At 60.7% G+C, this 25,913-nt stretch carries 22 protein-coding genes and 1 pseudogene; 20 read left to right on the plus strand and 3 right to left on the minus strand.

What is annotated here, in order from left to right; all coding sequences use genetic code 11:
* The first annotated feature begins 23 nt into the window (after nt 1-23).
* The 5 genes and pseudogenes from L1P05_RS00680 to L1P05_RS00700 form a co-directional block, all read left to right on the plus strand.
* Nucleotides 24-2,330: a zinc/cadmium/mercury/lead-transporting ATPase gene (locus L1P05_RS00680; RefSeq protein ID WP_012847017.1), complete on the plus strand. Its 2,307-nt coding sequence runs from the start codon at nt 24-26 to the stop codon at nt 2,328-2,330.
* Between the two features lie 137 nt (nt 2,331-2,467).
* Nucleotides 2,468-3,544, plus strand: a complete 1,077-nt coding sequence (locus L1P05_RS00685) for a hypothetical protein (RefSeq protein ID WP_041692475.1) — start codon at nt 2,468-2,470, stop codon at nt 3,542-3,544.
* Nucleotides 3,544-4,677, plus strand: a complete 1,134-nt coding sequence (locus L1P05_RS00690; RefSeq protein ID WP_012847019.1) for a BamA/TamA family outer membrane protein — start codon at nt 3,544-3,546, stop codon at nt 4,675-4,677. Before L1P05_RS00685 ends, L1P05_RS00690 begins: the two co-directional genes overlap by 1 nt.
* Complete coding sequence (locus L1P05_RS00695; RefSeq protein WP_012847020.1) at nt 4,677-5,810, plus strand: DUF4056 domain-containing protein; 1,134 nt, start codon at nt 4,677-4,679, stop codon at nt 5,808-5,810. Before L1P05_RS00690 ends, L1P05_RS00695 begins: the two co-directional genes overlap by 1 nt.
* Before the next feature lie 119 nt (nt 5,811-5,929).
* Nucleotides 5,930-6,688: pseudogene (locus L1P05_RS00700) on the plus strand (carboxylate/amino acid/amine transporter); the annotation flags it as partial.
* A gap of 19 nt (nt 6,689-6,707) precedes the next feature.
* Here the strand turns inward: L1P05_RS00700 and metR are convergent.
* Nucleotides 6,708-7,670, minus strand: coding sequence for an HTH-type transcriptional regulator MetR (gene metR, locus L1P05_RS00705; protein ID WP_014524152.1), 963 nt, complete (start codon nt 7,668-7,670; stop codon nt 6,708-6,710).
* 123 nt (nt 7,671-7,793) lie between these two features.
* Here metR and metE point away from each other — a divergent pair, with 123 nt between their 5' ends.
* The gene (gene metE, locus L1P05_RS00710; RefSeq protein ID WP_012847022.1) at nt 7,794-10,070 is read left to right on the plus strand and encodes a 5-methyltetrahydropteroyltriglutamate--homocysteine S-methyltransferase; all 2,277 of its coding nucleotides are present in this window, start codon (nt 7,794-7,796) and stop codon (nt 10,068-10,070) included.
* A gap of 46 nt (nt 10,071-10,116) precedes the next feature.
* On the opposite strand, the gene udp is transcribed toward metE, so the two are convergent.
* On the minus strand, nt 10,117-10,884 hold the full coding sequence (udp, locus tag L1P05_RS00715; protein ID WP_012847023.1) for a uridine phosphorylase: 768 nt from the start codon (nt 10,882-10,884) through the stop codon (nt 10,117-10,119).
* 367 nt (nt 10,885-11,251) lie between these two features.
* Here udp and L1P05_RS00720 point away from each other — a divergent pair, with 367 nt between their 5' ends.
* The 11 genes from L1P05_RS00720 to hemB all read left to right on the plus strand — a co-directional run bounded on the left by L1P05_RS00720 (nt 11,252) and on the right by hemB (nt 22,027).
* Nucleotides 11,252-13,060 carry a carbon starvation CstA family protein gene (locus L1P05_RS00720; RefSeq protein WP_012847024.1) on the plus strand — a complete coding sequence of 603 codons (1,809 nt, stop codon included), beginning with the start codon at nt 11,252-11,254 and terminating at the stop codon, nt 13,058-13,060.
* 118 nt (nt 13,061-13,178) lie between these two features.
* Entirely contained in the window at nt 13,179-13,706 is a 528-nt protein-coding gene (locus tag L1P05_RS00725; RefSeq protein ID WP_012847025.1) for a DedA family protein, read from the plus strand.
* Between the two features lie 147 nt (nt 13,707-13,853).
* Nucleotides 13,854-15,218 (plus strand): DNA recombination protein RmuC, encoded by a 1,365-nt coding sequence (gene rmuC / locus L1P05_RS00730; protein WP_071818495.1) that lies wholly within the window; start codon nt 13,854-13,856, stop codon nt 15,216-15,218.
* A 122-nt stretch (nt 15,219-15,340) separates the two neighbouring features.
* A complete protein-coding gene (gene ubiE, locus L1P05_RS00735) occupies nt 15,341-16,096 on the plus strand; it encodes a bifunctional demethylmenaquinone methyltransferase/2-methoxy-6-polyprenyl-1,4-benzoquinol methylase UbiE (RefSeq protein WP_012847027.1) in 756 nt (251 codons plus the stop codon).
* A 15-nt stretch (nt 16,097-16,111) separates the two neighbouring features.
* Nucleotides 16,112-16,717 (plus strand): ubiquinone biosynthesis protein UbiJ, encoded by a 606-nt coding sequence (gene ubiJ, locus L1P05_RS00740; protein ID WP_012847028.1) that lies wholly within the window; start codon nt 16,112-16,114, stop codon nt 16,715-16,717.
* Nucleotides 16,714-18,345 carry a ubiquinone biosynthesis regulatory protein kinase UbiB gene (gene ubiB, locus L1P05_RS00745; RefSeq protein ID WP_012847029.1) on the plus strand — a complete coding sequence of 544 codons (1,632 nt, stop codon included), beginning with the start codon at nt 16,714-16,716 and terminating at the stop codon, nt 18,343-18,345. Before ubiJ ends, ubiB begins: the two co-directional genes overlap by 4 nt.
* A 112-nt stretch (nt 18,346-18,457) precedes the next feature.
* A complete protein-coding gene (gene tatA, locus L1P05_RS00750; RefSeq protein ID WP_012847030.1) occupies nt 18,458-18,727 on the plus strand; it encodes a Sec-independent protein translocase subunit TatA in 270 nt (89 codons plus the stop codon).
* A gap of 3 nt (nt 18,728-18,730) precedes the next feature.
* The gene (tatB, locus tag L1P05_RS00755; RefSeq protein WP_012847031.1) at nt 18,731-19,255 is read left to right on the plus strand and encodes a Sec-independent protein translocase protein TatB; all 525 of its coding nucleotides are present in this window, start codon (nt 18,731-18,733) and stop codon (nt 19,253-19,255) included.
* On the plus strand, nt 19,245-20,033 hold the full coding sequence (gene tatC, locus L1P05_RS00760; protein WP_012847032.1) for a Sec-independent protein translocase subunit TatC: 789 nt from the start codon (nt 19,245-19,247) through the stop codon (nt 20,031-20,033). The genes tatB and tatC overlap by 11 nt, the downstream gene beginning before the upstream one ends.
* Before the next feature lie 173 nt (nt 20,034-20,206).
* Entirely contained in the window at nt 20,207-20,989 is a 783-nt protein-coding gene (gene tatD, locus L1P05_RS00765) for a 3'-5' ssDNA/RNA exonuclease TatD (RefSeq protein ID WP_012847033.1), read from the plus strand.
* A 15-nt stretch (nt 20,990-21,004) separates the two neighbouring features.
* Entirely contained in the window at nt 21,005-22,027 is a 1,023-nt protein-coding gene (gene hemB, locus L1P05_RS00770) for a porphobilinogen synthase (RefSeq protein WP_012847034.1), read from the plus strand.
* Between the two features lie 71 nt (nt 22,028-22,098).
* Here the strand turns inward: hemB and rfaH are convergent, their stop codons facing one another.
* On the minus strand, nt 22,099-22,590 hold the full coding sequence (gene rfaH, locus L1P05_RS00775; protein WP_012847035.1) for a transcription/translation regulatory transformer protein RfaH: 492 nt from the start codon (nt 22,588-22,590) through the stop codon (nt 22,099-22,101).
* 250 nt (nt 22,591-22,840) lie between these two features.
* On the opposite strand from rfaH, the gene pepE reads away from it, so the two are divergent.
* The 3 genes from pepE to fre all read left to right on the plus strand — a co-directional run bounded on the left by pepE (nt 22,841) and on the right by fre (nt 25,912).
* A complete protein-coding gene (pepE, locus tag L1P05_RS00780) occupies nt 22,841-23,566 on the plus strand; it encodes a dipeptidase PepE (protein ID WP_012847036.1) in 726 nt (241 codons plus the stop codon).
* Nucleotides 23,567-23,684: 118 nt separating this feature from the next.
* Nucleotides 23,685-25,172, plus strand: coding sequence for a 4-hydroxy-3-polyprenylbenzoate decarboxylase (gene ubiD, locus L1P05_RS00785; protein WP_012847037.1), 1,488 nt, complete (start codon nt 23,685-23,687; stop codon nt 25,170-25,172).
* Between the two features lie 38 nt (nt 25,173-25,210).
* Nucleotides 25,211-25,912 (plus strand): NAD(P)H-flavin reductase, encoded by a 702-nt coding sequence (fre, locus tag L1P05_RS00790; RefSeq protein ID WP_041692476.1) that lies wholly within the window; start codon nt 25,211-25,213, stop codon nt 25,910-25,912.
* The last annotated feature ends 1 nt before the right edge of the window (nt 25,913 follow it).

Consider the following 25,913-nt stretch of genomic DNA (forward strand, 5'->3'; position numbering starts at 1 on the left):
AGTAATGATGCGAGGAGGAACCGATGACCCATAAACATATTCACTCCGGCGGGCCCGATGCCGCCTGTGGCTGCGGCCATCAGCATGCGGCGATGCAGCATGGCTGTAGCCGTCCGGCGCACGGTGCGCTGAAGATCAGTATGGCGTCGCCGTTGACGCCGGCCGCCGACGGTGCCTGCTGTATGGCGATCCACGATCATGATGGCGTCGAGGAGGACGCCGATCCCCACCCCTTGCCTCCCCTGGCGTCTGGGCGCCAGCGCTTCAGCTGGCGGGTGGAGGGGATGGATTGTCCCAGCTGCGCCCGCAAGATAGAAACGGCGGTCGCCCAGATTAGCGGCGTGGAGCGCGCTGCGGTCCTGTTTGCGACCCAAAAGCTGGTGGTGGATGCTCAGCAGGATCTCTCCCCGACAATTGAGCGGGCGGTACGCCAGGCGGGCTTTAGCCTGCAGGCCGTGGGCGCCAAGCGTGCGGAGAGCGCCGCGCTGCGTTGGCATGAGGTGATGCCGCCGATCGCGCTGGCGCTGCTGATGCTACTGAGCTATGGGCTGACGTTGATGGACCCGTCGCTGGGCCGGGTGGCCTTTATCGCCACAACGCTGGTCGGGCTGGCGCCGATCATGCTAAAAGCCATGCGCCTGATGCGCAGCGGCAGCTATTTCGCTATTGAAACCCTGATGAGCATTGCCGCGTTGGGGGCGCTGTTTATCGGGGCGACGCAGGAAGCGGCGATGGTCTTGCTGCTGTTTATGCTGGGCGAGCGCCTGGAATCCTATGCGGCTAACCGGGCTCGCAAAGGGGTCAGCGCCCTGATGGCGCTGGTGCCCGATGACGCGGTGGTGATTGAGCAGGAGCGGCGGCGCACCCTGGCCGTCTCTGCGCTGCGCCCCGGCATGGAGATCGAGGTCGCGCCGGGCGGTCGTTTGCCCGCCGATGCCGAGCTGCTGCAGGAGAGCGTGAGCTTTGACGAGAGTGCGTTGACCGGCGAATCGCTGCCGGTCGATCGTCAGCCGGGGGCGCGGGTTCCGGCCGGCGCGCTGGTCGTCGATCGGGTGTGCCGACTGCGGGTGATCTCACAGCCCGGACAAAATGCCATCGATCGCATTCTGCAGCTGATCGAAGAGGCCGAGGAGCGTCGGGCGCCGATCGAGCGGTTCCTGGATCGCTTTAGCCGTTACTATACGCCGGCGATCATGGCGCTGGCGCTGCTGGTGATCCTGATCCCGCCGCTGGCCTTTGCCCAGCCCTGGGACACGTGGATTTACCGGGGACTCACGCTGCTGTTGATCGGCTGTCCCTGTGCGCTGGTGATTTCAACGCCGGCGGCGATCACCTCCGGTCTGGCGGCGGCGTCACGTCACGGTGCGCTGATTAAGGGCGGGGCGGCGCTGGAGCAACTGGGGCGCGTGCGCACCATCGCGTTCGATAAAACCGGGACCCTGACGCAGGGGACGCCGCAGGTGAGCGGCGTATTCGGCGTGGAGGGCGTGTCGGCTGAGCGACTGCTGACGCTGGCGGCGGCGGTGGAGGTGGGCTCTCACCACCCCTTGGCCAAGGCGGTGATCCTTGCCTGTGAGCAGCGCGGCCTGCCGGTGGTGCAGGCTCAGGCCCGTCAGGCACAGGCCGGCATTGGCGTCGCGGGAGAGGTCGATGGCGTGGCGGTACAGGTCGCGGCGCCGAGTCGCCTGGCGCCAGAGACGCTGTCTGAGGCCTTGCTGACGCAGATCGCGGCGTGGGAGGCGCTGGGGCAGACGGTCGTGGCGGTCTTGTTGGATGGCGTAGCCATCGGGGCGATCGCCATGAGCGATACGCTGCGCCCGGACGCCGCGGAGGCGCTGGATGCGCTGCGGGCGCTGGGCATTGAGGCCGTGATGTTAACGGGGGACAACCCGCGCGCGGCGGCGGCCATTGCCGGCTCGCTGGGGATCGATTTTCGGGCCGGGCTGCTGCCGCAGGATAAGGTGCATCAGGTGGAGGCACTCAGCCGCCGGGCGGATACCGCGATGGTCGGTGACGGGATCAATGACGCGCCGGCGATGAAGGCGGCCAGTATCGGTATCGCCATGGGCGGGGGGACGGACGTCGCGCTGGAGACGGCGGATGCGGCGCTGACCCATAATCGACTGATCGGACTCGCGCAGATGATCGCCTTATCTCGGGCGACCCACGCCAATATTCGCCAGAATATTACGCTGGCACTGGGGCTAAAAGGGGTCTTCCTGATCACCAGCCTGCTGGGGATAACCGGGCTGTGGCTGGCGGTGTTGGCTGACTCTGGCGCCACGGCGCTGGTGACGGCGAATGCGCTGCGCCTGTTGCGCCGCCGTTAAGGCTGCCTGAGCAATAATTAACGTGCGTATCGTTACCGGAGAATGATACGCACGTTATGTTGCACGAAGTTACACTCATTTACTGCTATACTCCGCACCCTGCTTTTATTTCCACTCACTTTATAACACTTAACAATATGAATAATCGTGCATTGCTGTCCTGTCTGTCCGGCGTGCTGATGAGCGGTGTTACCCATGCGGCCACTCAGGATAATACCACCGAGCTCAGCAGCACCCTTCCCACCTACTATGGCTTGCCCCAGTCGCAGGCCCATGCGGCGGACAGCGTGCCAACGGCCCAGACGTCGGCGCCAGAAGCGCAAAAGGGCTCGATTCTGCCGATTTGGGGCGACGAGGCGCGCGCGCGCGGCTACGATCTGCCAGAGCCCTTCGGTATTAATGTTAACTATATGAATATGCGCCAAAATATTGTGGTGGATAGCATTAGTTTTAGCGGGTTGGGCTGGGACAGCTATTCGCTGCCGACGGATCTGTTCAACATTAAGGTGGGGAGTACCCGTCAGCGTAGCGTGACTCAAACGATTAAGCTGGATGCGTGGGTACTGCCTTTCATGAACGTCTACGGCATCGTAGGCAAGACGCGCGGCAGCTCGTTGTCCAAGGTCTCTGTCGATGCCGATCCCAGCCAATATCCGCTGGGCAGCATGGATTGGATCATCGCCACTGTCGTTAAGGGAATGAATAAGAGCGGACAGCTGCGCGATCTGGATTTCCAGCTGAACTTTAAGGGTACCACCTACGGCGCCGGTACGGTGCTGGCCGGCGGCTATGGCAACTGGTTCGGCCTGGTGGATATGAACTATACCCAGACCCGCTTCGATATTCTCGACGGTAGCATCGACGCCTTTACCCTGTCGCCGCGCGTCGGCTACCGTTTCACCACCCCCGGCATCGACGCCGTCGGCCTGCCGGACGGCAAGCTCAGCCTGTGGGTCGGCTCTATGTATCAGGATGTGCAGCAGGAGTTTAAGGGCAGCCTCAGCGATCTGTCGATGCCGGGCGGATTATCTGCGCTGATGGAGATTGCCAACAAGCAAGGTCAGGGCCGTTTCGATGTGCGCCAGCATCTGTCGTCGCCGTGGAACGTGCTGATCGGCGCACAGTATGAGATCACCCGTAACTTTAACCTGACCACAGAAGTGGGCTTTGCCGAGCGCAATAGCTTCTTTATCGCCGGGGAGTACCGCTTCTGATGCGCCGCCCCCTGATGACGCTGGCGCTGGTCTGCGCGCTCTCGCCGCTGGCGGGACAGGCGGCGCTGTTGCCGACGCGCGCGCAGATCGATGAGTGGCTGGGGCATCTGGGCGGCGACGATCGCTTCGATCCGGACAAGGGGATCGACTGGGGGATACTGCCGGGGCCGTTTTTCAATCCTGAGCTGGGGCTGGGGATCGGCGCCGCGGTGGCCGGGCTGTATCGCCCGGATCCCTCGGATACCACCAGTCAGAACTCCAGTATCACGCTGAGCGGCTACCTTAGCTCTACCGGCGCCTTTGGGCTGGGAGTCCGCAGCTACAGCTTTTTTGACAACGATCGCTGGCGTATCTTTGTCACCGGAGGGATCAGCGATACGCCGACCTACTACTGGGGACAGGGCTTCCGCGCCGGGGCCGACGACGACGGTCGGCAGAAATACACGGCGCAGTCGCTGCGGCTACAGCCAGAGGTGCTGTACCGGGTAGCATCTCAGACATACCTTGGCGTCGGCTGGTCGCTGTCGGCGATGCATGCCGCCGATGTGAAGCAAACGGATCGCCTGGCGCAGATTCACTATGGGCGTTCGGTATTCAGCTCCGGCCCCAGCCTATCGCTGCAGTATGACAGCCGGGACTTTGTACCCAATCCGCGCCGGGGGATGCTGGCGAGCCTACGCTACACCCACTATACGCCGGAAACGGGCAGCGATACCCGCTTTGATAACCTGACGACCCGCTTCAGTACCTACCACGCGCTGGATGAGACCCGCGTGCTGGCGTGGGAGATCGACGGTGAGTTCACCCAGGGGGCGGTGCCGTGGAATATGCTGCCGTCGCTCGGCGGCGATCAGCGGATGCGGGGTTACTACCAGGGGCGCTACCGCGATCGTAATCTGATTAGCTCACAGCTGGAGTACCGGCAGAAGCTGAGCTGGCGCCACGGCGTGGTGGCCTGGGCCGGCGCCGGCACGATGGGGCCAAACGTCAGGGAACTGGGCAGCAGTCGCTGGCTGCCCACCGTGGGGGTCGGCTACCGCTTCGCCTTTAAGCCCGGAATTAATATTCGTTTGGACTATGGCATTGGTCGCGGCAGCAGCGGTTTCTATTTTCAGGTAGGAGAGGCATTTTGATGGCGGTGGTTCGGGGATGCTGTGTAGCGCTGCTGGCCTGGTGCGGTTTGGCCGGGGCGTTTGGCCTGCCGATGAGCCTTGATCTGGCGCAGCTGCAGCCCCTGCAGGCGGCTCATGCCTGGCCGGTGAGCGCGCCTTTGCCGCCGCCGGATGGGCTGCGTCCCTGCTGCGCCTTCGGTTATGACCTGAACGCTGAGGCGCTGGGCGTCCCCATTCCCTTTTACCGTTTGAACAATGTGGTTGAGGCGGATGCGCTGGGTGGCCATCGCTACAACGATAGCCTGTTTGGCGCACTGGCCAGCCTGGCCGGCCTGGGCAGCGAGCGCAATGGCCTGGTATATACGCGTCGCGGGGGATTCCTGGATCTGGCGCACGTGCGCGATAGCGCGGATATGACGGTATACATCTTCAGCCATCTGTATCCGCGGCTGGGGCAGCCTTTTCACCTTGCGCTGGGCGATGAGCTCGCGCAGCGTCAGCTGGTGTTCTCTGCCTTTACGCCTCCGTCTGCGGCGCGGGAGCGCTACACCCTCGCGGCCTATTTAGCCGCCCGCCTGGCGTTTGAGGTAGCGGCCTGGCATGAGATTGCCCAGTGGTATGGCTATGAGTCTATCCCCGGCTTTTCGGAAGGGGTCTCGGCGTTTTCTCCGGAGGATCTCTATTCTAATCTGCTGGGAACGCGACTGGCCCTGACGCTGATCTTGAATGGGCATGCGGCCTCGCTGGGGCAGTACAGCGCGGCGCTGACGACGCTGCTGCCGCAGGCGCTGTGCCAGCTGCAGGCGCAGCCCGCCGTATTGACGCGTTTTCAGTTTGATATGCTGGACGGTAAATGGTGGGACAGTCGTCAGGCCGTACCGCAGAAGTTTCTGGTGCTTAAGCGCAACTATGATACCCGCGACGATCGCCTGCCCACCCCGGTTTCCGGGGAGCTGACGCCGCCGCTGCGCCTGATGCTGCCGGGGCAGGTGTACCGTTACGATCTGGCCACGCTGGCGGAGCTGCGCCTGCTGCCGGGCACGTCAATGAAGCGTCTACCCGCCCCGCCGCACTATTACACCTGGCGTGACTTCGCGCATTTAGCGGCATTCGCCGGTACACAGGATGCGCTGCAGCTTTCGCGTAAGCGTTAGAGGCGATGTCGATGTCTGTTTGTGCTTTGTTTGACCAGATGTAAACTCACTCCGGGCGGCGGTCGGCGTCGCCCTTGGGTAGAATAGCGCCCATCAACTGTATCGAATGGATATCTGCCGTGTTTCTACTGCTGGCGACCACGCTGCTGTGGGCCTTTTCGTTTAGTCTGATCGGCGTGTACTTGGCCGGTCAGGTCGATAGCTGGTTTGCCGTGCTGGTGCGGGTTGCGCTGGCGACGCTGGTCTTTCTCCCGTTTCTGCGCTGGCGCGGGGTGCGTCCGCGTCAGGCGCTGGCTTACATGCTGGTGGGCGCTTTTCAGTTGGGGCTGATGTACCTGTTCTACTATCCTGCGTTTCTGTATCTGACGGTGCCCGAGGTGCTGCTGTTTACCATTTTGACGCCGCTGTATGTCACGCTGATTTACGATCTGCTACAGGGGCGACGCCTGCGCCCAGGCTATTTGGGCAGCGCGCTGTTGGCGGTGCTGGGGGCGCTGATCATCCGCTATAACCCACTCAGCTCTCAGTTTTTACTGGGCTTTGCCCTGATCCAGGGGGCCAATCTCTGCTTTGCGCTGGGGCAGGTGGGATACAAGCGCCTGATGGAGGTGATGCCGCTGCCGCAGTATCGCGCCTTCTCCTGGTTTTATCTGGGAGCGCTGACGGTTGCACTTCCGGCCTGGTGGCTGTATGGCAATCCGCAGATGCTGCCGACCACCTCGCTACAGTGGGGCATTTTGCTGTGGCTGGGCGTCGGTGCTTCGGGGCTGGGGTATTTCATGTGGAACTATGGCGCGACGCAGGTGGATGCCGGTACGCTGGCCATCATGAACAATGCGCTGATCCCGGCGGGGCTGCTGGTGAATCTGGCCATCTGGCAGCAGCATCCTGACTGGTTCAGGCTGACGCTGGGTGGGACAGTGATCGCCCTGTCGCTTTGGGTGCACCGGCGTTGGATCGTACCACATCACGGACAAACGGCAGGGCGTCGCAGGCGTGGCGGCGCGCCAGCTGAATAAAGCCGTCCATCACCGACTGGCGCTGTTCTCCCGTGCGCAGCGCCGCATACAGTCGACGCCATAGCCCCTCACCCAGCGGTCGGGTAGTCAGCGCGCCCTGGCGCTCGGCGCTCTCCGCGACCCAGTGCGGCAGCGCGGCGATGCCCATTCCCGCGGCCGCCATCTGCAGCAGCAGCAGCGTATTGTCGACCTGTTTTAGCCGGGGGGCGATGCCGGCGGGCTGGAGAAAGTGGTTCCAGACATCCAGACGCTGCCGGGCCACCGGATAAATTAACAGCGTCTCCTGCGCCAGATCCTGTGGCCGAACCGCACCTCTGCGGGCCAACGGGTGCCCGGGGGCCATCACTAAACGCACTTCATAATCGAACAGCGGCGCATAGTACAGCGTGTCGCGCGGCAAAATATCCGAAGTCAGCACCAGATCCAGCTCCCCCTGCTGCAGCGCAGGCTGGGGATCGAAGGTGACGCCGGAGCGAAAATCGAGCGTGACCTGGGGAAACTGCGCCTGAAACTGGGTCAACGCCGGGGTCAGCCACTGAATACAGCTGTGACACTCAATGGCCAGACGCAGCGTCTGCTGCGGCGGTACCTGGCATGTCTGTAGGGCCTGCTGCACCTGGGGCAGCACCTGCTCAGCCAGCGCCAGCAGGATCTCCCCCTGGGGGGTAAAGCGCAGGGGCTGGCTCTTCCGAACAAACAGACGGTATCCCAGACGCTGCTCCAGTTCACTGAACTGATGGGAGAGGGCCGACTGGGTTTGGTGTAGCCGGGCGGCGGCGGCGGCCAGTGAACCGCCGCCGCGCAGAGCCTGCAGCGTTCTTAGGTGCTTCAGCTCGATCATGAGAAACCCTCAGTTAACAGGTGAACAGATTGCGCTTGAGTCCCCTACCTTACCCGCTGATTATAGATGTGTAAACATCTGGACATCTAAACATCCATAATCAGCATTGCGAGGTAAAAGAGGATGCAGGTAATCAGTCATACCCTGGGGTTTCCACGCATAGGGCTGCAGCGTGAGTTGAAAAAGGCACTGGAGGCCTATTGGTCGGGCAGTGCGCCCCAGAGCGCGCTACTGGCCTGCGGTGCCGAGCTGCGCGCCCGCCATTGGCGGCAGCAGCATCAGGCGGGAATCGATCTGCTGCCGGTGGGCGATTTTGCCTGGTATGACCATGTGTTGGCGACCAGTCTGATGCTGGGGAATGTCCCAGCCCGCCACCGGCGCGCCGATGGCGTGATCGATCTGGATACGCTGTTTGGGATTGCGCGTGGCCGGGCGCCCGGAGGAAAGCCCGCGGCGGCGGCGGAGATGACAAAATGGTTTAACACCAACTATCACTATATCGTGCCTGAGTTTACCCGGGGGCAGCGCTTTTCCTTTGGCTGGCGCCAGCTGCTAGAGGAGGTGGATGAGGCGCTGGCGCTGGGATACCGGGTAAAACCGGTGCTGCTGGGGCCGCTGACCTACCTGTGGCTCGGCAAGGTAAAAGGGGCGCCTTTCGATCGTCTCAGCCTGCTGGAGGAGGTACTGGCGGTATACCGTCAGGTGCTGGCCGCGCTGGCCGAACGCGGGGTTGAATGGGTGCAGGTGGATGAGCCGGCGCTGGTGCTGACGCTGCCGCCGGCGTGGCGCGATGCCTATCAGCATGCGTATCAGGCGCTGCGGGGGCCGGTGAAGCTGCTGCTGACCACCTACTTTGGCGATATCGGCCACCACCTGCCGACGATCTGCGCTCTGCCGGTGCAGGGGCTACACGTCGATCTGGTTCAGGGCGCGGGCGATGCGCTGGCGCTCCACCGTCAGCTGCCCGCCGACTGGGTGCTATCGCTGGGCGCGATCGGCGGCCGTAACGTCTGGCGCGCCGATCTGGCCGACTGGCAGACGCGTCTGCAGCCGCTGGTCGGTCAGCGGCCCGTCTGGCTGGGCAGTTCCTGCTCCCTGCTGCATACGCCTATCGATCTGAGCGCCGAAACCCAGCTGGATGAGGAGGTGAAAAGCTGGTTTGCCTTTGCCCTGCAGAAGTGCAGTGAGCTGGCGCTGCTGACCCAGGCCCTGAACGATCCGGCGTCGCGGCGGGAGGCGCTGCTGAGCTACAGTGCGCCGCTATACCTGCGACGTCGCTCGGAACGGGTTCATAACCCGGCGGTGACCGAGCGCCTGGCCGCACTAAGCGACGCGGATACGCAGCGTACCAGCGCATACCCCCAGCGCGCTCGGCGTCAGCGCCAGCGTTTTGCTCTGCCGCTCTGGCCGACGACGACCATCGGTTCATTCCCGCAGACGCCGGCTATCCGCACCCTGCGCCTCGACTTTCGCCGCGGTCAGCTGACCCCGCAGCACTACCATCGGGGGATCGCTGAACATATCCGTCAGGCGATTCGCGAGCAGGAGCGACTGGGGCTGGACGTACTGGTGCACGGCGAGGCCGAACGTAATGATATGGTGGAGTATTTCGGTGAGCAGCTGGCGGGGTTTGTGTTTACCTGTAACGGTTGGGTACAGAGCTATGGCTCACGCTGCGTGAAGCCGCCGGTGATCGTTGGGGATATCAGTCGGCCCGCGCCGCTAACCGTCGAATGGACCACCTTTGCTCAGGCTCAGACCTCCCGGCCGGTGAAGGGCATGCTGACCGGTCCGATAACGATGCTGTGCTGGTCGTTTGCTCGTGAAGATGTGCCGCGAGAGGTGATCGCTCGTCAGCTGGCGCTGGCGCTGCGCGACGAGGTAGACGACCTGCAGCGCGCGGGGATCGGCATCATTCAAATCGACGAGCCCGCGCTGCGCGAGGGCCTGCCGCTGCGTCAGGATGAGTGGCAGGCGTACCTGGCGTGGGCCGTGGCGGCGTTTCGCCTAACGGCGGCGGTGGCGTACGATGATACCCAGATCCATACCCATATGTGCTACTGCGAGTTCAATGACATCATGGCGGCGATTGCGGCGCTGGATGCCGACGTGATCACCATTGAAACGGCGCGATCGGATATGGAGCTGCTGGAGGCCTTTTCTCGCTTCGACTATCCCAATGAGGTCGGCCCCGGGGTGTACGATATCCACTCACCGAACGTGCCGACGCAGGCGGCGATGGTCTCGCTGCTGCGTCGGGCGGCACAGCATATTCCCGCCGAGAGGCTGTGGGTGAATCCGGACTGTGGTTTAAAGACGCGCGGCTGGGAGGAGACCCGTCGTGCGCTGAGTAACATGGTGGCGGCGGCGCGTTTGCTGCGCGCGCAGACGCAGGCGTAAAAACGGGCGGGAGCGACGGCTCTCGCCCGCAATACCGTGGAGATACTTAGTCCTGCAGCAGACGGCGTGCGGCATCGACGACGATTTTTACCGCGTGCGATTCGGTCTGCTTCATGGTTTCCGCGTTAGGGATCTCTTGCTGGGTGCGGTTGACGATGACCCCGGCGACCATCCCGGCGCGCAGCCCCTGGCTGGAGCACATGGTCAGCAGCGTGGCGGACTCCATCTCGAAGTTCATCACGCCCATCTCTTGCCACTCTTTCATCGAGCCGCGGAAACGGCGGGTGACGCGGCCTGAGAAGGTGTCATAGCGCTCCTGACCCGGGTAGAAGGTGTCGGAGGAGGCGGTGATCCCGACGTGGGTCGCGGCGCCGACGGCGCGGGCGGCATCGACCAGCGCGGTGGTGCAGGTGAAGTCGGCAACGGCCGGGAACTCCATCGGCGCGAAGTGCAGGCTGGCGCCGTCAAGGCGTACGGAGGCGGTGGTGACCAGCACGTCGCCGACGTTGATGTGCGGCTGAATGGCGCCGGTGGTCCCGACGCGCAGGAAGGTACGGATACCCAGCTGTGCCAGCTCTTCCACGGCGATGGAGGTCGACGGACCGCCGATACCGGTGGAGCAGACGATGACAGCCTTACCGTCCAGCTCGGCGCGCCAGCTGGTGAATTCACGATGGGAGGCCAGCTTGACCGGGTTCTCCATCAGTTTGGCAATTTTTTCCACGCGCTCCGGGTCGCCGGGCACGATGGCCAGCGTAGCACCGTGCAGATCGCTTTTGGCCAGTCCGAGGTGGAATACTTCAGGTTTAGACATCGCTGCTGACTCCTGTGTCATCGTTATCCTCCGCTGAGGAACAAGGGATCACTCTACTGAAATTCGTAGGATAAATGCGTGACTCAAGTCACTTGGTGTGAAGAAACGGTATCATGATCGACAAAAAACTGTGATTATTTTCACAATATATGGCTATAACGTAGGAATTTTAGACAGATTCCTGTGATGAGCATGGCAGATCTTTCGCCTCTGCGCCGCTCCGCGCGTCGCCTTCCCGCGGCTGCCGCTCGGGGGCGTTTTTCGACCGTTTAATTCGCCCGGTTGCCGCTGGGCGATCTGCGATGACGCTGGCGGCGCCAAAGTGGTTAGGGTGATCCCTGAAAAATCCTCAGGGGAGATAATAACCATGCAACATGCGATTACCTTCGTGCTGGCAACGCTGTGTATTCTTGCTATTTGCTACCGTCTGTACGGCCTGTTCTTCGTGCGAAAGGTGCTGCGTGCCGACGATAGTGAAGTCACACCCTCACATACCTATGAAGACGGCAAAGACTATGTACCGACCAAGAAGTGGGTCAACTTCGGCAGCCATTTTGCCGCTATTGCCGCCGCGGGGCCGCTGGTCGGGCCGGTGCTGGCCGCGCAGTTTGGCTATCTGCCGGGCTTCCTGTGGCTGCTGATCGGCTGCGTCATCGGTGGGGCGGTACACGATACGGTGGTGCTGTTCGCGTCGATGAAGCATCAGGGCAAGTCACTGTCCGAGGTGGCTAAATCGGAGCTGGGGCCGATTGCCGGCTGGTGTACCGGTTTGGCGATGCTGTTTATCATCACCATTACCATGGCCGGCCTGTCCATGGTGGTGGTTCATGCCCTGGAGCGTAACCCGTGGGGGACCTTCGCCGTCTTTATGACTATCCCGATCGCCATCTGCGTCGGGCTGTGGGAACGCATTACCGGCAGCATGAAAGGGGCGACCTATGCCGGGATTGCCGCAATTATTCTGTGCGTTTTTGCCGGACCCTACATTCAGCACACGACCTTCGGTGAGTGGCTGACCTGGAAGTCCTCAACCGTAAGCCTGCTGCTGCCGGCCTATGCTTTCTTTGCGACGGCGCTGCCGGTCTGGATGCTGCTGACGCCGCGCGGCTACCTGTCTAGCTTTATGAAGATTGGGGTCTTCGGCGCGCTGGTGGTCGGGGTGGTCTTTATCAACCCCGAAATTCAGTTTCCGGCGATCACCCAGTTTATTCACGGCGGAGGCCCGGTACTGTCTGGGCCGGTATGGCCGTTTATCTCCATCACCATCGCCTGTGGCGCTATCTCCGGTTTTCACGCCTTTATCGGCTCCGGCACCACGCCGAAGCAGATCGACAAATGGAGCGACATTCTGCCGGTGGGCTTTGGCGCGATGCTGGCGGAGTGCGTCGTTGGGGTGATGGCGCTGATCGCCGCCACCTCGCTGCACCCGGCGGACTACTTTGCCATTAACTCCAGCGCGCAGGCCTGGGCCGGGCTGGGGATGGAGGTCGTCCACCTGCCGCAGCTGAGCCAGGAGATTGGCCTGGATCTGTACGGGCGGACCGGCGGGGCGGTGACCCTGGCGGTCGGGATGACGGATATCTTTATTCGGGTGCCGTGGTTTAGTAGCCTGGCTTCCTACTTCTTCCAGTTTGTCATCATGTTCGAAGCGGTCTTTATTCTGACGGCCGTCGATTCCGGTACCCGCGTGGCGCGCTACCTGCTGCAGGACTTCTTGGGCGATCTGTGGGCGCCGCTGAAGCGTACCGACTGGCTGCCCGGCTCGATTTTCTGCTCTGTCGTTGCCTGCCTGCTGTGGGGGTATCTGCTCAACTCCGGCGATATCAACTCGGTATGGGCGCTGTTTGGCGTCTCTAACCAGCTGATGGCCTCCGTTGGCCTGATCATCGGTGCCACCATCATTCTGCGTCTGGCGACCAAGCGTATTTACATGCTGACCTGTATCATTCCGCTGGTTTATCTGTTTATTACGGTGAACTACGCCGGTTACTGGATGGTGAAGCACGTGTACTTTAACCCGCAGGCGGCGGGCTATAACCTGTTCAACGGGACGATCTCGATCATCATGCTGGTGCTGGGCATGGTGATCCTGCTGTCGGCCCTGCGCAAATGGCGTGAGCTGTGGATTAAACGCGGCGATGAGCTGGCCGCGGCGCAGGCGGAGGCAACGGCCTGATCTCGCGCTGCCATACGCGCTTTGATAACAACCGACGGTCGATTTAACGGCCGTTGGTTTTTTATCGGGGTGACTACGGGTAAGCTGGACGCTTGACCGTCGTAGGAGGAATGAGGGCGTGCTAGACAGCATTATTCAAGGGACCATCGAGTTTGTCCGCCTGCATCAGGGCTGGGCGGTACCGCTGGTATTTTTCCTGGCCTTTGGCGAATCGCTGGCCTTTATCTCCCTTTTACTGCCGGCGACGGTGATCCTCTTTGCGCTGAGCGCCCTGCTGGGCGAGGGCGGCGTTCCGTTTGTCCCTGTCTGGCTGGCGGCCGCAGGCGGCGCCTTTCTCGGCGACTGGCTTTCCTATTGGCTTGGCTACCACTATCAGCATCAGATCGGCCATATGTGGCCGCTGTCGCGCAGCCCGCAGATACTGCAGCGTGGCCACCGTTACTTTGCGCGCTGGGGATTTTGGGGCGTCTTCTTTGGCCGTTTCCTGGGGCCCCTACGGGCCGCCGTGCCGCTGGTCGCCGGGATCTGCGCCATGCGGCAGCGCTATTTTCAGCTGGCCAATCTGCTTTCTGCGCTGATCTGGGGCGCGGGGATTCTGGCGCCGGGCATGCTGGGCATACGCTGGCTGGGCCAGTGGATAGGGTAGCATTTTGCTGTGCGCCGTTTCGCATTCTGAACGGGTAATCTCTGGACATCCATACAGTTGCTGATTACCGTGTCGGGCAGGGATCTCACGGGGAGAGGCAGGGTGGAGAACGTAACGCTTTGGATACTGGCGGCATCGCTAGCCGGGATGGCCATCGGTTGGTTGGCGGCGGCCCTGCGGGCGCAGCAGGCGCGGGTTGCCCATGAGCAGGCGCTGGGTGCGCTGGATAGCCAGCTCGCCGCCGCCCAAGAGCGGATAGCCCAGCAGCGGCTGTGGCACGAGGAGTGCGAGCGTCTCAACCAGGAGCTGCGCGCTCAGCGTGACGTCAATAGCGCCCAAGAGGCCGAGCTGCGCGAGGTGACGATCCGGCTGGAGGAGACGCGCATGGGCGCAGAAGAGAAGCAGCGTCTGCTGCTGAACGCGGAGCAGCGCCTGAACGTCCAGTTTGAGAATCTGGCTAACCGTATTTTTGAGCACAGCGGTCGGCGGGTAGAGGAACAAAATAGGCAGAGCCTCGATGCCCTGCTGACGCCGCTGCGCGAACAGCTCGATGGCTTTCGTCGCCAGATCAACGATAGCTTTGGCCAAGAGGCCCGCGAGCGCCACACCTTGACCCACGAGATCCGCAGCCTGCAGCAGATGAACGCCCAGATGGCGCGCGAGGCGCTTAACCTGACGCGTGCACTGAAGGGGGACAACAAGATGCAGGGCAACTGGGGCGAGGTGGTGCTGAGCCGGGTGCTGGAGTCCTCCGGCCTGCGCGAAGGGCATGAATACCGCACTCAGGTCAGCGTGCAAACGGAAGAGAGCGGGCGCATGCAGCCGGATGTGGTGGTACACCTGCCCCAGGGAAAAGATGTGGTGGTGGATGCCAAAATGTCGCTGGTGGCCTATGAACGCTTTTTTAACGCGGAGGATGAGCGTGAGCGTGAGCTGGCGCTGCAGCAGCATATTCTGTCGCTGCGGGCCCATATTCGCCAGCTGGGGCGAAAGGATTATCAGCGGCTACCCGGCCTACGCACCCTGGACTATGTGCTGATGTTTATTCCCCTCGAGCCCGCCTTTTTGGCGGCGATCGAGCGCGATCCCGAGCTGATTAGTGAGGCGCTACGTCACAATATTATGTTGGTAAGTCCGACAACATTGCTGGTGGCTTTGCGCACCATCAATAATTTGTGGCGCTACGAGTACCAAAGTCAAAATGCGCAAAAAATCGCTGATCGTGCAGCCAAGCTATACGATAAAGTGCGCTTGTTCGTCGATGATATGTCCACGCTTGGGCAAAGTCTGGAGCGAGCTCAGTCAAGTTATCGCCAGGCGATGAACAAACTGAGCCACGGGCGTGGTAATCTGATAGGCCAAGTGGAAAGTTTTCGCGGGCTGGGCGTGGAGGTGAAACGTCCGATCAGCCCGGCGCTGGTACAAGAAGCCTGCCAGCTGCCACAGGACGGAGATCCCGCAGCGGTATCCGGCGAGGTGGTGGCGCATCACGGGACTCCCTCTGTGCAGTAAGGGCCCGCGCCGTCCGCGCTCCACCCTATCGTTGACACTGTGTTGCCCGCAGAGGGCGACGTTGAGGCTTCCGCGCCGCATGCGGAGGCCATGCGACCACCAATTTTAGGCTAAGGAAAGAAATGGTAGATCAAACGCCGGAAACCACTCACTTTGGTTACAAGACCGTCGCCGCCGCTGATAAGGCGGGGAAAGTAGCGCAGGTGTTTCACTCCGTGGCGGGCAAGTACGACCTGATGAATGATCTGATGTCATTCGGTATTCACCGCCTGTGGAAACGCTTTACCATCGACTGCAGCGGCGTACGCCAGGGGCAGCGCGTTCTCGATCTGGCCGGGGGTACCGGCGATCTGGCCGCCAAGTTCTCGCGTATGGTCGGCGAGCAGGGGGAGGTGGTACTGGCCGATATCAATGATTCGATGCTGAAAATCGGGCGCGAAAAGCTGCGCAATATGGGGATCGCCGGCAACCTGAACTACGTGCAGGCCAACGCCGAGGCGCTGCCGTTCCCAGAGAACTATTTCGACTGCATTACCATCGCCTTTGGCCTGCGTAACGTAACGGACAAAGACAAGGCGCTGCGCTCCATGTTCCGGGTACTGAAGCCGGGTGGACGCCTGCTGGTGCTGGAGTTCTCCAAGCCCCAGTTCGCCGCGTTGAGCAAGGCCTATGACGCCTACTCTTTCCATATTCTGCCGCGCATCGGTGAAATGGTGGCGCACGATGGCGACAGCTACCGCTATCTGGCGGAGTCCATTCGTATGCATCCGGATCAGGAGACCCTGAAAGGGATGATGGCGTCGGCCGGGTTTGAAAACACCACCTACGATAACCTGACCGGCGGTATCGTTGCGCTGCATCGTGGCTACAAATTTTAATCTGAAGGAATCGGCATGCTGACCCCTTTGTGCACAGCGCTGCTGGAAACGGCGCTGAACGCTGCGCTGTATCGGGATCGCGCGCTTCAGTCTGCCCGCCAGCGTCTGGCTGGCCGGGTGCTGCAGATTTCGCTGGCGGAGCTAGAGGATCCTTTTTTCCTGATCTTTAGTCAGCGTCAGGTCGATGTGTTGGCCCAGTGGGAGGGCGCCGTCGATTGTCAGGTGACGACGCGGCTGTCCGTGCTGCCCCAGCTGCGCGCACGCCGCCAGCTGGCGGCATTGATGCAGTGCGGTGATCTGCGCGTCGATGGCGATATTCAGGTCGTGCAGCAGCTGGTTGCTCTGCTGGATTTGGCCGAGTGGGCGCCGGCTGAGCTGCTGGCACCCTATACCGGTGATATTGTGGCACAGGGGCTGTGCTCTGTGGCTCAGCGGAGCGGGCATGCGCTGCTGGGGTCCCTGCGGCGCCAGCGCCACTACGCGCGCGATGCGCTGATCGAAGAGTGGCGTTTAGCACCCGGTACGCTGGAGTTTACCTGGTTTCAGGAGGAGGCCGCTGCCCTGCAGCGCCAGGCATCGGCGCTTGAACAGCGTCTTGCCCGACTGGAGAAATGCGTATGACGCCCAGTGAACTGCGCCGACTTTGCCTGATTATTCGGGTCTTTCTCGCCTATGGTCTGGATGAGCTGATCCCCCCAATGCGGATTACCCTGCCGCTGCGTATCGGGCGTCGCTGCCTATTCTGGATGCGTAACCGTCACGGGGACAAGCCGCTGGGAGAGCGGCTGCGCCTAGCGCTGCAAACGCTGGGGCCGGTGTGGATCAAGTTTGGTCAGATGCTGTCGACCCGGCGCGATCTGTTTGCGCCAGCCATCGCCGATCAGCTCGCGCTGCTGCAGGATCGGGTCGCGCCGTTTGACGGTGCGCTGGCGCGGCGGCAGATTGAGGCCGCGCTGGGGGGGCCGCTGGAGCAATGGTTTGACGATTTTGACAGCCAGGCGCTGGCGTCGGCCTCTATTGCGCAGGTGCATACCGCGACGCTGCGTGAGAATGGCCGAGAGGTGGTGCTTAAGGTGATCCGTCCTGATATTCAGCCGATTATCCGGGCGGATGTACGCCTGATGTACCGGCTGGCGGGATGGGTGCCCAAGCTGTTGCCTGACGGGCGCCGCCTGCGTCCGCGGGAGGTCGTCCGTGAGTACGAAAAGACCCTGCTGGATGAGCTGAATCTGCTGCGCGAGGCGGCGAATGCGATCCAGCTGCGGCGCAACTTCGATGCCAGCCCGATGCTGTATGTGCCGGAGGTGTTTTCCGACTATTGCCGTGAGTCGGTACTGGTGATGGAGCGGATTTACGGGGTGCCGGTATCCGACATTGCAGCGCTGCGTGCGCAGAACACCAATATGAAGCTGTTGGCTGAGCGTGGGGTGCAGGTCTTTTTTACCCAGGTGTTCCGCGACAGCTTCTTCCATGCCGATATGCATCCGGGCAATATCTTTGTTAGCTATGAACACCCGCAGGATCCGCAGTATATCGGGATCGACTGCGGCATTGTCGGCAGTCTGAACAAGGCGGACAAGCGCTATCTGGCTGAAAACTTTATTGCTTTCTTCAATCGGGATTACCGTAAGGTTGCAGAGCTGCACGTCGACTCGGGCTGGGTGCCGCCGGATACCAATGTCGAAGAGTTTGAGTTTGCTATCCGCACCGTATGTGAGCCGATCTTTGAGAAGCCGCTGGATCAGATTTCGTTTGGTCACGTGCTGCTCAACCTGTTCAATACCGCACGGCGTTTTAATATGGAGGTTCAGCCTCAGCTGGTGCTCCTGCAGAAAACGCTGCTGTACGTCGAAGGGCTGGGGCGTCAGCTGTATCCGCAGCTGGATCTGTGGACCACCGCCAAGCCCTTCTTGGAAAACTGGCTGCACGATCAGGTCGGACTGCCGGCGCTGATGCGGGCGCTGAAGGCTAAGGCGCCCTACTGGAGCGAGAAGCTGCCGGAGCTGCCGGAGCTGCTGTATGACAGCCTGCAGCAGCAGCGTCGTCTACAGCACAGCATGGATAGCATGACGCACCGCCTGGGGCAGCAGGGCAACAGACAGGGCCGCGCGCGCTATCTGTTCGGCATTGGCGCAACCCTGTTGCTCAGTGGTACCATCCTGACCATGGCGAATATTGCGCTCTGGCCGATAGGGCTGTATGTTGCTGGAGTCGTGATCTGGCTCGCAGGCTGGCGTTATACCCGGTGATCCATACCCCGAATTAGGGAGATGTCGAAGGCCGAAAGGCGTTCAAAATGACGATGTGTACCGTATAATGCGGCGTCACGAATATAACCCCTTGCGATAGAGGTGAGTAAAAATGGGCGGTATCAGCATTTGGCAGTTGTTGATTATTGCAGTGATCGTGGTGTTGCTGTTTGGCACCAATAAGCTGCGTACTCTGGGTTCGGATCTGGGCGCATCGATCAAAGGCTTTAAGAAAGCCATTGGCGATGAAGAAAAAACGCCTCCCTCCACCAATGCAAACAGCAGTGCGGCACCTCAGGATGCAGATTTCAAATCGATCGTTGAGCAGCAGCCTGAAGTGAAGAAAGAAGAGTCCAAGAGTCAGAATAAAGAGCAGGTGTAAACCGTGTTTGACATCGGATTTAGTGAACTGCTGCTGGTAATGGTCATCGGCCTGGTGGTGCTTGGGCCGGAGCGGTTGCCGGTAGCGGTGCGTACGGTTGCGGGATGGATCAGGGCGCTGCGTTCGTTGGCAACGTCGGTTCAGAACGAACTGTCGCAGGAATTGAAGCTGCAGGAGTTGCAGGACAGTCTCAAGAAGGCCGAATCGGCCGGCTTGCAGAATTTGACGCCGGAGCTGAAGGCCTCCATGGATGAACTGAAGCAGGCGGCCGAATCAATGAAACGCAGTTATCATTCAGAGATCACTGGATCCGATACGGAAAAGGAGCCTTCGGCGGCGGAAACGATCCCACATGCGGATATGCCCAAGCCGGAGGCTGACGCAGCGCTCGCGCCGCGTCAGAGCGCGGTGCAGGAAGCACCGGCTGCGCAGGCCGCCCCCGCCACCCACGCCGATGCCGTGACTGCCAGTGCGCAGCCCGCATCTTCTCCTTCCACCTCACACGATAGTTCGCAGCATGGCCGTTGAAGATACCCAGCCGTTGATTAGTCATTTGATCGAGCTGCGTAAGCGGCTGTTGAATGCAATTATTTGTATCCTGGTGGTATTCCTGGCACTGGTCTACTTTGCCAATGATATCTACCACCTGGTTTCTGCCCCGTTGATCAATCAGCTGCCGCATGGCGCCAGCATGATCGCGACCGACGTGGCGTCCCCCTTCTTTACGCCGATTAAGCTGACCATGATTGTGTCAGTTTTCGTCTCCGCGCCGTTTATCCTGTATCAGGTCTGGGCCTTTGTGGCGCCGGCGCTGTACAAGCATGAGCGCCGGATGCTGACGCCGCTGCTGGTCTCCAGTACGCTGCTGTTCTATATCGGCATGGCGTTTGCCTATTTTGTGGTCTTTCCGCTGGCGTTTGGCTTTTTTGCCAAAACCGCGCCGGCCGGGGTGACGATTGCTACCGACATCAATAACTACCTCGACTTTGTCATGGCGCTGTTTATGGCGTTTGGCGTCTCGTTCGAGGTGCCGGTTGCTATTATTCTGCTGTGCTGGACTGGCGTTACCACCCCGGCAGAGCTGAAGAAAAAGCGGCCCTACGTTGTCGTCGGCGCCTTCGTTGTTGGCATGCTGCTGACGCCGCCGGACGTCTTTTCGCAGACGCTGCTGGCGATCCCGATGTGTCTGCTGTTTGAAGTCGGCGTCTTCTTCGCGCGTTTCTATGTCGGCAAGCGCCGTCGCGATCCGGAAGAAGAGGATGAAGACGAGGCGTCACACGATGAAGAACAGCCCAAAGCGAGCTGATTCTCCCTTTACTTCACAGGCCGCCCTTAGGGCGGCCTGTGTGCTTTGGTCGGGACGCAGGCGATGGCGCTTGTTGTCCCGGTGCCGATGCGCAGCTACGCTGCCGGAATGAGCCGTCGTGGATGCCACTCCCGTGGCGAAGTGGCGCTCTTAGCACTAGGAGGAGTAGACCGATGCTGGATATCGGTGTCAATCTAACCAACGGCCAGTTTAGCGGCGATGTGCCGCAGGTGGTTGCTCGAGCGCGTCAGGCGGGATTAAATGGTATGATAATTACCGGTACTAACCTGACGGAAAGCGCGCAGGCTCTGCATCTGGCGCAGGCATACCCTGACTTTTGCTGGGCGACGGCCGGCGTGCATCCCCACGATGCCCATCGCTGGAATGAAAATAGCGCCGCCGATCTTGAACCGCTGCTGCGTTCACCGGCGGTCGTTGCCGTCGGCGAGTGCGGGTTGGATTTTGCCCGTAACTTCTCGACGCCGGCGCAGCAGGAGGCGGCCTTTGAGGCGCAGTTAGCGCTGGCGGCCCAGATCGGGAAACCCGTATTCCTGCACTGCCGAGAGGCTCACGCGCGGTTTATCGCGCTCTTGCGTCCCTGGCTGAGCCGTCTTCCCGGTGCGGTACTGCACTGTTTTACCGGTACCCGCGACGAGCTGGATGCATGCCTGTCGCTGGGGCTGTATATTGGCATTACCGGCTGGATCTGCGATGAACGGCGAGGCATGCCTCTGCGGGCGCTGCTGCCGCACATTCCCGCTGAACGATTGCTGCTGGAGACGGATGCCCCTTATTTATTGCCGCGCGATATACAACCCAAACCGAAGTCGCGGCGTAATGAACCCTGCTTTTTGCCCCACATCGCGGAGCAGGCGGCTCGCTGGCGTCAACAGGATGCCAACTGGCTGAAGCAGGTGACTGAAAACAATGCCCGCCAACTGTTTAGGCTGGCATAAGTAGAGGAGATTACCGTGAGCTATGCATTTCCAGGCGCCTTTCCGGGGCGTCGCCTGCGCCGTCTGCGCCGGCATGATTTTAGTCGCCGTCTGTGTGCCGAAAACGTGCTGACGGTTGACGATCTGATCTATCCGGTGTTTGTGATGGAGGGGAACAACCATCAGGAGGCGGTCTCCTCCATGCCGGGGGTTCAGCGCATGACCATCGATGTCCTGGTTCGTGAGGCCGAGGCCGTCGCTAAGCTGGGCGTGCCGGTGCTGTCGCTGTTCCCGGTGGTCGGTACGGATAAAAAATCGCTGTATGCCGAAGAGGCGTACAGCAGCGATGGTCTGGTGCAGCGCGCGGTGCGGGCTCTGAAGGATGCGGTGCCTGAGCTTGGCATCTTAACCGACGTCGCGCTGGATCCGTATACGACGCACGGCCAGGATGGCGTGATCGATGAGGACGGCTACGTCGTCAACGATATCACGAAAGAGATCCTGGTGCGTCAGGCCTTATCCCATGCCGAGGCCGGTGCCGATATCGTGGCGCCGAGCGATATGATGGATGGCCGCATTGGCGCTATCCGCAGCATGCTGGAGAGCCAAAAGCTGGTCAATACCCAGATCATGGCTTACTCCGCGAAGTATGCCTCTTGCTACTACGGTCCGTTCCGCGATGCGCTGGGCTCCTCTGGGAACCTGAAGGGCGGCAACAAGAAAACCTATCAGATGGACCCGGCTAACGGGGATGAGGCGCTGCAGGAGGTGGCTCAGGATCTGCAGGAGGGGGCCGATATGGTGATGGTTAAACCAGGTATGCCGTATCTGGACGTATTACGCCGAGTGAAAGATACCTTTGGCGTGCCGACCTTCGCCTATCAGGTCTCCGGTGAGTATGCCATGCATATGGCTGCGATCCAGAACGGTTGGCTGCAGGAGAAGCCGGCGATCATGGAGTCCCTGATTTGCTTCAAGCGGGCGGGCGCCGATGGCGTGCTGACCTATTTTGCCAAGCGTGTGGCACAGTGGCTGCATGATGCAGAGATGACGCGCTGACTCTTTTCTGACGGTGATAAAGTAAAAAGCCCGCGGATGCGGGCTTTTTGTTACCGGTATATTCGGTCAGCTCAGAGGATCTTTTCAAACGCGCTGTTACTTAGCGTATGGCTCACCTCTTGATTCAGCAGGTTAAGCAGTAAGATCGCGCGTTTTTCCCCGTCGCTTTCGCGGTAAATCGCCTCCATGCCGCTGAAGGCACCCTGGGTAATGCGCACCCGATCGCCGGGGATCGGCGTTTGCGGCGCGATCGCGGTAGGCGTGGGCGCCATCATCAGCTGCTTAACGATGCTAAAGGGCACGGTGGCGGGTAACTTGCCAAAGCGGACAAAGTGGCTAACGCCGCGGGTCGACTGTACCGTGGTGGTATGGATCCGCTCGGGATCCAGCTCAATAAACATGTAGTTGGGGAACATGGGTTCCTGCACCTGCGTACGTTTGCCCCGCACTACCTTTTCCAGGGTGATCATGGGCGTAACGCAGGGGATCTCCTGACGCGTCAGGTGCTCACGCGCCCGGGTTAACTGGCCCCGTTTGCAATATAACAAATACCAGGATTCCATACGCTCATACTCCTCTTATACCGCGCAGCCTATCATATTCACGGCTGCCCGCAGAAGCGACCTGCGTCGGCATGTGCGCATTTGCTCACCAACTGCGTGTTTTGACCTGCTTTTTTACTAAGGGCTGGCATAAGATCACATCAATAAGCCGGATGTTTAGTTATAAAGGCCGGGAAAAATGACCGCGTATCGCCGGAGGGCGCCATAGGGTGGCGTTCGACGGCGGCTACGCACTACCTCGGGGGAGATCATGGAGTTATTTTTACTGAGTAATGGCAAAGTATCCGGTGAGTCTGAGCTGCTGGGCTATGCCAAAGGGATGATCCAGTCAATGCTGCTGGAGAAGAAGATCCGCCGGGCTCTGCTTATCCCATATGCCCTGATCCGCAGCAGCTATGATGCCCGTGCCGCTGAGCTGGAGCATTCGCTGGGGATTACCGTGGAGAGCATTCATCACCACGCCGATCCGGTCAAGGCGCTGGAGGAGGCGGAGTGTATCCTGATCAGCGGTGGTAATACCTGGGTACTGAATCAGATGCTGCATGAGCATGGCCTGATCGTGCCGATCCAGCGGGCGGTGCGTGAGCGCGGCATTCCCTATATTGGCTGGAGCGCCGGCTGTAACGTGGCTACGCCAAGCATCCGTACCACTAACGATATGCCGGTGCGTAACAGCGTGGTGCTGCCATCGCTGGGACTGTTTCCGGTGCAGATTAACCCGCACTATATCGATGCTCACCTCAGCGGACATATGGGGGAAACGCGCGATGAACGCATCGCCGAGTTCTGCGCGGTGAACCCCAGCGAGTCCGTGATCGCCCTGCGCGAAGGCAGCCTGCTGCACGTCAGTGGTGAAACCCTGCAGTATTACAGCGCTAAGGCGCAGGGCTACAAGGTCTTTCGCCACGGCGAGGAGACCCACGAGTACCATGATACGCAGGCGTTAGCCGCGCTGGTGCCGTTCCACTGCCGTTAAACGGGCGCCGCGAGCGACGCGTTTCTTGCCGTATGGGTTACTCGATTGTAACAAAAGTACAGCAAGTCGGGTGAAGAACGCTTATAATGGGCTCTTCACCCGAATCGATAAGAATGCTATGAAATACCGTGACTTGCGTGAATTCATTGCCTTGCTTGAACAGCGGGGTGAATTAAAGCGTATCCAACAGTCCATCGATCCCTATCTGGAAATGACCGAGATCGCCGATCGCACTCTGCGCGCCGGTGGCCCGGCGCTGCTGTTCGAAAACCCCAAAGGCTACGATATTCCGGTGCTGTGTAACCTGTTCGGTACGCCACAGCGGGTGGCCCTGGGCATGGGGCAGGAGGAGGTGGGTGCGCTGCGTGATGTCGGTAAGCTGCTGGCCTTTCTGAAGGAGCCGGATCCGCCGAAAGGGTTTCGCGACCTGGTGGAGAAGCTGCCGCAGTTTAAGCAGATCTTAAATATGCCGACCAAGCGTCTGTCCAAGGCACCCTGTCAGGCGCGGGTATTCCAGGGCGACGATGTCGATCTGGCCACGCTGCCGGTGATGCACTGCTGGCCGCAGGATGTCGCTCCGCTGGTCTCCTGGGGGTTAACGGTGACCCGGGGCCCCTGTAAGTCGCGTCAAAACCTGGGGATCTATCGCCAGCAGGTGCTGGGTAAAAATAAGCTTATCATGCGTTGGCTGTCCCATCGCGGCGGCGCACTCGATTTCCAGGAGTGGTGTCAGGCGCATCCCGGTGAGCGTTTCCCGGTGGCGGTGGCGCTCGGCGCCGATCCGGCAACGCTGCTTGCGGCGGTTACGCCGGTGCCGGACTCGCTGTCGGAATACGCCTTTGCCGGCCTGCTGCGTGGCCATAAAAGCGAGGTCGTCAAATGCCTATCCTGCGATTTAGAGGTTCCGGCCAGCGCCGAGATCGTCCTGGAAGGCTACATTGAGCCGGGGGAGACGGCGCCAGAGGGGCCCTATGGCGACCATACCGGATACTATAATGAAGTGGAGCGTTTCCCGGTATTTACCGTGACCCACCTGACGCAACGCGATCGGCCGATTTATCATTCGACCTATACCGGCCGTCCTCCCGATGAGCCAGCGGTGTTGGGGCTGGCGCTGAATGAGGTGTTTGTTCCCCTGTTGCAGAAGCAGTTTCCGGAGATCGTGGACTTTTATCTGCCGCCGGAGGGGTGCTCCTACCGTATGGCGGTGGTGACGATGAAGAAGCAGTATCCGGGGCACGCCAAGCGAGTGATGATGGGCGTGTGGTCATTTCTGCGTCAATTTATGTACACCAAGTTTGTGATTGTCTGTGACGATGATATCAATGCCCGTGATTGGCAGGATGTGATCTGGGCGCTGACGACGCGAATGGACCCCGCGCGTGATACGCTGTTGATCGAGAATACCCCGATAGACTATCTGGACTTTGCCTCGCCGGTGTCCGGCCTAGGATCGAAGATGGGGCTGGATGCCACGAACAAGTGGCCGGGCGAAACCCAGCGGGAGTGGGGACATCCTATCGTGATGGATGAGGCCGTACGCGTGCGGGTAGATACCCTGTGGAATGAATTGGACATTTTTGCTAACGACAAGGATGCGCAGTGAGCCTGAGTGCTGCGCTAATGACCCAATAGAGTAATCACATGACAACGTTGAGCTGTAAAGTTACTTCAGTAGATGCCATCACGGATACCGTGTACCGCGTACGTCTGGTGCCGGGGCGTGCCGTCGATTTTCGCGCTGGTCAATACCTGATGGTCGTGATGGATGAGCGGGATAAGCGCCCGTTCTCTATGGCATCCACGCCGCTGCAGAGCGATTGCATTGAACTGCACATCGGCGCTTCGGAGCTTAATCTCTACGCCATGGCCGTCATGGATCGCATCCTGCAGGATCGCACGCTGTGCGTCGATATGCCTCACGGCGATGCCTGGCTGCGCGAAGACAGCCTGCGCCCGCTGGTGCTGATCGCCGGCGGCACCGGTTTCTCCTATACCCGCTCGATTCTGCTGATGGCGCTGTCTCAGCAGCCGCAGCGTGAGATCTCTCTCTATTGGGGCGGACGCGAGCTGAAGCATCTGTATGATCTCAATGAGCTGTATGCGCTGAGTGCGCGTTATCCCCAGCTGAAGGTAATCCCGACCGTAGAGCAGCCGGATGCCGATTGGCAAGGGCGAAGCGGCACGGTGATCAGCGCCGTGATGCAGGACTTTGGCTCATTGGCCCAGCACGATATCTATATCGCCGGGCGTTTCGAGATGGCTAAGATTGCTCGGGAGCGTTTCTGTGCCGAGCGTGAGGCCAATCCAGATCATATTTACGGCGATGCCTTTGCCTTTATCTGAT

Origin of the sequence: Edwardsiella piscicida (assembly GCF_021733145.1) — a bacterium.
Lineage (GTDB): Bacteria > Pseudomonadota > Gammaproteobacteria > Enterobacterales > Enterobacteriaceae > Edwardsiella > Edwardsiella piscicida.

Coding starts and splice junctions, on each gene's coding strand:
- L1P05_RS00680 (WP_012847017.1), top strand. CDS start 24: ATGACCCATAAACATATTCACTCCGGCGGGCCCGATGCCGCCTGTGGC.
- L1P05_RS00685 (WP_041692475.1), top strand. CDS start 2,468: ATGAATAATCGTGCATTGCTGTCCTGTCTGTCCGGCGTGCTGATGAGC.
- L1P05_RS00690 (WP_012847019.1), top strand. CDS start 3,544: ATGCGCCGCCCCCTGATGACGCTGGCGCTGGTCTGCGCGCTCTCGCCG.
- L1P05_RS00695 (WP_012847020.1), top strand. CDS start 4,677: ATGGCGGTGGTTCGGGGATGCTGTGTAGCGCTGCTGGCCTGGTGCGGT.
- metR (WP_014524152.1), bottom strand. CDS start 7,670: ATGATCGAGCTGAAGCACCTAAGAACGCTGCAGGCTCTGCGCGGCGGC.
- metE (WP_012847022.1), top strand. CDS start 7,794: ATGCAGGTAATCAGTCATACCCTGGGGTTTCCACGCATAGGGCTGCAG.
- udp (WP_012847023.1), bottom strand. CDS start 10,884: ATGTCTAAACCTGAAGTATTCCACCTCGGACTGGCCAAAAGCGATCTG.
- L1P05_RS00720 (WP_012847024.1), top strand. CDS start 11,252: ATGCAACATGCGATTACCTTCGTGCTGGCAACGCTGTGTATTCTTGCT.
- rmuC (WP_071818495.1), top strand. CDS start 13,854: ATGGCCATCGGTTGGTTGGCGGCGGCCCTGCGGGCGCAGCAGGCGCGG.
- ubiE (WP_012847027.1), top strand. CDS start 15,341: ATGGTAGATCAAACGCCGGAAACCACTCACTTTGGTTACAAGACCGTC.
- ubiJ (WP_012847028.1), top strand. CDS start 16,112: ATGCTGACCCCTTTGTGCACAGCGCTGCTGGAAACGGCGCTGAACGCT.
- ubiB (WP_012847029.1), top strand. CDS start 16,714: ATGACGCCCAGTGAACTGCGCCGACTTTGCCTGATTATTCGGGTCTTT.
- tatA (WP_012847030.1), top strand. CDS start 18,458: ATGGGCGGTATCAGCATTTGGCAGTTGTTGATTATTGCAGTGATCGTG.
- tatC (WP_012847032.1), top strand. CDS start 19,245: ATGGCCGTTGAAGATACCCAGCCGTTGATTAGTCATTTGATCGAGCTG.
- tatD (WP_012847033.1), top strand. CDS start 20,207: ATGCTGGATATCGGTGTCAATCTAACCAACGGCCAGTTTAGCGGCGAT.
- rfaH (WP_012847035.1), bottom strand. CDS start 22,590: ATGGAATCCTGGTATTTGTTATATTGCAAACGGGGCCAGTTAACCCGG.
- pepE (WP_012847036.1), top strand. CDS start 22,841: ATGGAGTTATTTTTACTGAGTAATGGCAAAGTATCCGGTGAGTCTGAG.
- ubiD (WP_012847037.1), top strand. CDS start 23,685: ATGAAATACCGTGACTTGCGTGAATTCATTGCCTTGCTTGAACAGCGG.
- fre (WP_041692476.1), top strand. CDS start 25,211: ATGACAACGTTGAGCTGTAAAGTTACTTCAGTAGATGCCATCACGGAT.